Raw genomic sequence first — 6246 nt, 5'->3', positions numbered from 1 at the left:
CTGACCTAAGAATAGACACATTTCGTTCTTCAGGGGCTGGAGGACAGCATGTTAATAAAACAGAGTCAGCTGTTAGGATAACACACTTACCAACTGGCATAGTAGTCGAGTGCCAAGATGAAAGGTCTCAACATAGAAATAAATCCAAAGCTTTGGTAATATTAAATGCTAGGTTAACTAACTTCGAATTAAAACGTAAACATAAAGAAGAGTCTTTAGTTAAGAAAACCCTATTAGGCACAGGCTACAGGTCTGACCGAATAAGAACATATAGCTATCAACAATGTCGTATAACAGACCATAGAATAGAGTTCACTATATATAAGCTAAATGAGGTTCTAAATGGAGACTTAGACTTACTTATACATCCAATCTTAAATAGATATTATTATGATGAATGCTTATAGAAGCTCTAACGAATACATATTCCTAAATGAACTTATATTAAGAACCAATATAGAACAACCAATAGATATATGGGACTTAACTCTAAAGATATCCAAAGCTGCTTTTATGCCAAGACTTGATACTGTTTGTTTAATAGAACAAGCATTAATATTATTACCTAATAATAAACTAAATGTACTTGACTTAGGAACTGGAAGTGGTACTATTGTTTTAAGGTTAGTATATGAAAGAACTAGCTGGATATCTATCGGAACAGACCTTTCTTTAACTGCTTTAACAATAGCCAACTATAATGCATATAGCTTAGGGCTAAAAGAATTAAAAGCTGTTAACTATATATATAGTAGCTGGTTTAGGTCTTTATATTTAAAAAGATATGGACTAATTATTAGCAACCCACCTTATATTAGTATAAAGGATCTCCATTTAAATAAAGGAAGCCTACCTATTGAGCCAACCATTTCTTTAGCTTCTTCTAATAATGGTTTACAAAGCCTATTTAACATATGTCTAAGCTCTGTATTCTTTTTAACCTACGGAGGTTGGCTATTACTAGAACATGGATATAACCAAGGATCTATAGTTAGAGCTTTTATATTAAGCTTATCTTTTAAAGGTGTTCATTCAATAAAAGACTATAGTAATGAACGTATTACAATAGGTAGGCTGCTATAACTACAAGCTATCATATATTTTCTAGAGAGAGTCTATATTGAATTATCTAACCCTAACTATAGCATTACAAAGGTCTGGAAGATTAAGTAATAAGTCAACCTATTTAGTTAGCTACTATAAAACTAAACAAGCCTATAACATTAGAAAGCTTATATTAAGTTCTAACCATAAAGCAGTTAGGATTATGTTTGTTCGAGATGACGATATACCTAACTTAATATTAACTAAAACAGTAGACTTAGGTATTATTGGTAAAAACGTATTTGAAGAGCAATCTTTTAGGTTTATTATATATAGAAAGCTAGTTAACTATTATATAATATATAGTCTTAAGTTCAGTAGTTGTCGCTTATCATTAGCTTTTCCTTTAGGTGAACCATGGACTGGTATTAGCTGTTTAGATGGGAAAAAGGTTGCTACTTCTTACCCATATATACTTAAACACTACTTAAAAAGATATAGCATAAGCTACATATTATATTATATTACTGGTTCAGTAGAAGTAGCATATAGTTCTGGGTTATCTGATATAATATTCGATGTAGTATCTACAGGTTCTACTTTATTTGTTAATGGCCTATATGAAGCAAAGATAGTTTATTACTCACATGCTTACTTAATTCAATGTCTTCCAAAGATATCTAATAACAAGCTGCTCTTAGTTAATAGGTTTAAAAACAGCATATATAATATAAAAAGACCTAAAGCATATATATTTATTAGTAGTTGGTTTATATATAGAAAGCTAGTTAAGATTATACAGAGATATATAAAAGCTAATGTCTACAATATAGCATCATTAAATAATAAGTCTATATGGGTTCTTTTTCAACTATATAGATAACTACATATATATTAAATAAGGAGAACCTTGAAAGTAAGCTATTTATTCATTAGTCTATATATAACCGAAAAGCCATTAAATAACAAAGCTATAGGATTGGTGCTAGTATTAAAAGACCATAAGGTTAAGTTAGTTATATTAGTTAGCAAGGCTACTTTTAAGTTAACAGCTGGTTTTAAGGGGTGTGTATTAAATACACATATAACTATACTAAATATGCTAACCTATTTAGGTGTGGCCTTTAGGTTAGCTTCTATTGGTTCTTCTGACTTAAAAGCATATTATACACATATTGAGAAGCCTTCTAGGTCTCTATCTATAGGTTCATCTACAGGTAAAAGATATTATATAGCTAACAACAAATACTTCATAAACATAGCACATAGGTTAGGTATTAAACCAATACATATTAAGCTACTAAACCTAACTAAACCATATATAGCTAGCCTTAATAAACTAATAGCTAACTACTATCTAAACATATATAGAATAACTAATGAGACAGCTATATTAGTTACTATTTGGTTAACTGATGATTCTATGTCTAACTATATTGCTACTAACATAGGATTTCTTAACCATATGATTAACCAAATAGCAACACATGGCAGGTTTAGAGTAGTTATTCTAGCTAGAGGAGATGTCCATATAGATGACCACCATATCATAGAAGATATAGCTATAACTCTAGGTATTAACATAAAGACCACTTTAAAAACTAACATAGGCATAAGTCGTTTTAGTTTTACTATGCCTATGGATGAATGTATATCAAAATGCGTAGTTGATATGTCTAATAGGTTTTATATATACTATAAAGCTAAATATAACTACCAAAAGATTGGAGATGTTTCTAACTCAATGATAGAGCACTTTTTCCGTTCTTTAACAGAATCCTTAACCTGTTCTATATACTTAACAACAAAAGGATTCAATGACCATCATAGAGTTGAAAGCATATATAAAGTATTTGGAATAGCATTAAACAAAGCTCTTAATATTATTGGTAATAAGCTACCTAGTTCTAAAGGAATACTTTAATGTTAATAGCTATCTTAAATACAGGCTGCGCTAACATCTCTTCAGTAAAACATACAATACATATGTTAGGATATGACTCCATAGTTAGCTGTGACTACAATACAATAATAAACACTGATAAACTAATTATACCAGGCATTGGCACTTCTTCGTTAGTTATGAACAATGTTAATGCTTATAAACTATCTAACATAATAGCTACCTTTCCTAACCCAATATTAGGCATTTGTATTGGTATGCAGTTAATGTGTTTAAGCAGTAAAGAAGATGGTTCTATAAAAGCCCTAGGCATAATAGAAAACCAAACAGAACAACTAACTAACTATGGAAAACTAATACCACATATTGGTTGGAATAAGGTTGTCCATCAGTCTAAGAACTTTTTATTCAAAGATATTGAAAATGGTAGTTGCTTCTATTTTGTCCATAGCTACAATATTCCTTTATCCATAGCGGACATAGCAACCTCAATATATGGGGACCTATATACAGCTGCTTTCAATATAAATAACTATTATGGAGTTCAGTTTCATCCAGAAAAATCTGGAAAGTTAGGGATGATTCTATTAAGAAACTTTATAGCTTTATAGTAAATGATTATACCTTCTATAGATCTTATGTTTAATTCTATTGTACGTTTATATCAAGGCAACTACCAATGTATACGTAAATATAACTTAGAGCCTTTATATTATATTAAATACTATATAGGGAAAAGATCAAATATAATTCACTTAGTTGATCTAACAGGAGCTAAAACCCCATTAAAACGACAAGTAAGGTTAATCTCTAATATAGTTTCAAAATGTAAATCAATAACATTACAAGTAGGCGGAGGTATTCGAAACTCTTCTGATATATATGGTTTATTAAAACTAGGGACCTCTCGAATAGTAATAGGGTCTATTGCTATTAAGGAACCAAGAGTGGTTCAAGAGTGGTTAACTATATATGGTCCAGAAAGAATAGTGTTAGCTTTAGACATATGTAATGGTTCTAATGGTAGTTATTCAATATATATTAACGGATGGCAAAGCAGTTCTAACAACACTATTGAAAACGTTCTTAACCATTATAGTTGTTATGGTATTAAACATATACTATGTACGGATATCTCAAGAGACGGTACTTTTATTGGGGTTAACTTAAGACTATATAAATACTTATTATATGGTTGGCCTAAACTATCTTTTCAATCTTCTGGTGGTGTTAAAAGTCTAAATGATATTATTAAGCTTCGCTATATAGGTATTAAAAACATAATAGTTGGACGTGCTTTTATAGAAAATAGGATTGCTTTTATGGAGGCTATAGAATGTTGGCAAAACGTATAATACCGTGTCTCGATATATTCAATGGAAAGATAATTAAAGGTAAAAGGTTTTCTAACCATAATGATATTGGAAATATAGTTGATTATTCTAAATACTATGCTTCTTCTGGTGCTGATGAATTAGTATTTTATGATATAACAGCATCTGTTGAAGATAGATTAATAGATAAAAGGTGGATATCCAAAGTAGCTGAATCTATTAATATTCCATTTTGTGTTGCTGGTGGAATTAGGAATGTTTCTCAAGCTAAGGAAGTTTTTTCTTTAGGGGCAGACAAGATATCAGTTAATACTCCTGCACTAAGTGATCCTTTTTTTATAAGTCGGTTAGCGGATATATTTGGTTCACAGTGCGTAGTCGTAGGTATTGATAGTTGGTTTAACAAAAGCATCAACACATATCAAGTAAGAAGCTATACAGGTAACCAATATGTATCAAACTATGCTAGCTGGCATACAATAGCATGGGTTGAAACTATACAAAAGCTTGGGGCTGGAGAAGTTGTAATAAATGTTATTAACCAAGATGGTATTAAAAAAGGTTATGATATAAAACACCTAACAGATATCCGTAATTGTTGCTCTATGCCTCTTATTGCTTCAGGAGGGGCAGGAAATAGACACCATTTTATATCAGCTTTGAAAGAGTCTAAAGTCGATGGGGTTTTAGCTGCTTCTGTTTTCCATAGAAACACTATTGATATTAGCTCATTAAAGAAGTTTCTATTAAGTAAAGGGGTTGAAGTTAGGTTATGAACATATACAAGACTTTTAAGCTAACATATTTAAAAGGGTTTCTATGTTACTTTAGAAAACATAATATCATAATTCCTATGGCTATTCAAGATATTATAACAAAGGATGTTTTAATGGTAGGTTATTCTGATATAGAAGGCATATATATTAGTTTAGAAAGTGGTTATGTTATATGCTATTCCAGAACTAAGTATTGCTTATGGGTGAAAGGGGAAACGACTGGCTATATAGTAGGGGTTTATAGGATATGTTTAGATTGTGATAAAGACTCTGTTCTAATAGGTTCTCTAATAAAAGGAAATACCTGCCATCTTGGAAACTATAGCTGCTTTTGTTCGGAGTAGCTGTATGCATGGTTCGCATCAATATAATACCAGCTAATCCACATAATAGGTTCTACTTAAGATATTATATTAAAGCTAGAGTATGCTAGAGTAAGAGCCTGTTTAGTTAATATAGGTGCGGTAGTTCAGTTGGTTAGAATATCGGTCTGTCACGCCGAAGGACGTGGGTTCGAGTCCCATTCGCACCGTCAAGGGATATAGCTCAAACGGTAGAGTACTGGTCTCCAAAGCCAGCAGTTGGGAGTTCGAGGCTCTCTATCCCTGTATATCATATGGACATATATAGTCTTCTTGGGTTGCTGTTAGAGGCTTATTTAGAACAAGTGTTCAAACATTATGTTTAGCTTTTCTTTAAACCTGCCGTCCCATAAAGACATCTAGTCCTTTTCCTTTTTAGGGTTAGTTGTTAGAGAAGGGGGGTAGAATAGGTTTAGAAGGGTATGTTCTTATTAATTGAATGTAGTTAGGCCTCTATATAGGTTTATTATATATCCTATTATAAGTATAGATGGTGTTGTATTATTATATGTTAAGCTTTCTATGCTTTTTATATTACTTATTATTAGCTTTTGGTCTTTATTAGAACTTGAAGACACTATTGCAATTGGGATCTTATTTGAGAACCTACTTTTTAATAGCTTTTCTTTTAGCTTAGTTATATTACTTGCATACATATACATTATTATTGTTTGCTTCTTATTTAGGTCTAGACTCCAGTTAGGTTTGCTTTTATAGGATATAGACCCTGTTGTAAAAGAAACACTATTAGAGTAGTTTCTATGTGTTAATGGTATTCCTACTGTAGTTCCTATTGCTGTTGTTATCCCAGGTACTATATGTGATGG

9 protein-coding genes and 2 tRNA genes are annotated in these 6246 nt (G+C 31.3%); 10 read left to right on the top strand and 1 reads right to left on the bottom strand.

Annotated elements, in window-relative coordinates; translation table 11 throughout:
* From TPPER_RS00940 to TPPER_RS00895, 10 genes are all read left to right on the top strand, one after another.
* A partial coding sequence (locus tag TPPER_RS00940) for a peptide chain release factor-like protein (protein ID WP_272896467.1) occupies window positions 1–407 on the top strand: 407 nt, incomplete at its 5' end.
* On the top strand, window positions 391–1083 hold the full coding sequence (locus TPPER_RS00935; protein WP_099336839.1) for a HemK family protein methyltransferase: 693 nt from the start codon (window positions 391–393) through the stop codon (window positions 1081–1083). The genes TPPER_RS00940 and TPPER_RS00935, both read left to right, overlap by 17 nt.
* A gap of 37 nt (window positions 1084–1120) precedes the next feature.
* Window positions 1121–1927 (top strand): ATP phosphoribosyltransferase, encoded by an 807-nt coding sequence (gene hisG, locus TPPER_RS00930; protein WP_186787044.1) that lies wholly within the window; start codon window positions 1121–1123, stop codon window positions 1925–1927.
* A 27-nt stretch (window positions 1928–1954) separates the two neighbouring features.
* Entirely contained in the window at window positions 1955–2968 is a 1014-nt protein-coding gene (locus tag TPPER_RS00925) for a hypothetical protein (protein WP_099336899.1), read from the top strand.
* Entirely contained in the window at window positions 2968–3558 is a 591-nt protein-coding gene (hisH, locus tag TPPER_RS00920; RefSeq protein ID WP_099336898.1) for an imidazole glycerol phosphate synthase subunit HisH, read from the top strand. The genes TPPER_RS00925 and hisH overlap by 1 nt, the downstream gene beginning before the upstream one ends.
* Before the next feature lie 3 nt (window positions 3559–3561).
* Window positions 3562–4302: a 1-(5-phosphoribosyl)-5-[(5-phosphoribosylamino)methylideneamino] imidazole-4-carboxamide isomerase gene (locus TPPER_RS00915; protein WP_099336897.1), complete on the top strand. Its 741-nt coding sequence runs from the start codon at window positions 3562–3564 to the stop codon at window positions 4300–4302.
* Window positions 4284–5057, top strand: coding sequence for an imidazole glycerol phosphate synthase subunit HisF (hisF, locus tag TPPER_RS00910; RefSeq protein ID WP_099336896.1), 774 nt, complete (start codon window positions 4284–4286; stop codon window positions 5055–5057). The genes TPPER_RS00915 and hisF overlap by 19 nt, the downstream gene beginning before the upstream one ends.
* A gap of 77 nt (window positions 5058–5134) precedes the next feature.
* The gene (locus TPPER_RS00905) at window positions 5135–5401 is read left to right on the top strand and encodes a phosphoribosyl-AMP cyclohydrolase (RefSeq protein ID WP_186787051.1); all 267 of its coding nucleotides are present in this window, start codon (window positions 5135–5137) and stop codon (window positions 5399–5401) included.
* Between the two features lie 114 nt (window positions 5402–5515).
* Window positions 5516–5589 (top strand) — tRNA-Asp (locus TPPER_RS00900).
* 3 nt (window positions 5590–5592) lie between these two features.
* Window positions 5593–5665 (top strand) — tRNA-Trp (locus TPPER_RS00895).
* 185 nt (window positions 5666–5850) lie between these two features.
* Here the strand turns inward: TPPER_RS00895 and TPPER_RS00890 are convergent.
* The coding region (locus TPPER_RS00890) for an SAM-dependent methyltransferase (RefSeq protein ID WP_236859554.1) at window positions 5851–6246 on the bottom strand (396 nt) is incomplete at its 5' end.

Origin of the sequence: Candidatus Tremblayella phenacoccinincola, assembly GCF_002682985.1 — a bacterium.
Taxonomy (GTDB): Bacteria; Pseudomonadota; Gammaproteobacteria; order Burkholderiales; family Burkholderiaceae; genus Tremblaya; species Tremblaya phenacola_C.
This window is presented reverse-complemented; position numbering and strand designations above follow the sequence as displayed.

What these genes read in the sequence shown, in the direction of transcription:
- TPPER_RS00935 (WP_099336839.1), top strand. Translation starts at nt 391, where the DNA reads ATGATGAATGCTTATAGAAGCTCTAACGAATACATATTCCTAAATGAA.
- hisH (WP_099336898.1), top strand. Translation starts at nt 2,968, where the DNA reads ATGTTAATAGCTATCTTAAATACAGGCTGCGCTAACATCTCTTCAGTA.
- TPPER_RS00915 (WP_099336897.1), top strand. Translation starts at nt 3,562, where the DNA reads ATGATTATACCTTCTATAGATCTTATGTTTAATTCTATTGTACGTTTA.
- hisF (WP_099336896.1), top strand. Translation starts at nt 4,284, where the DNA reads ATGTTGGCAAAACGTATAATACCGTGTCTCGATATATTCAATGGAAAG.
- TPPER_RS00905 (WP_186787051.1), top strand. Translation starts at nt 5,135, where the DNA reads ATGGCTATTCAAGATATTATAACAAAGGATGTTTTAATGGTAGGTTAT.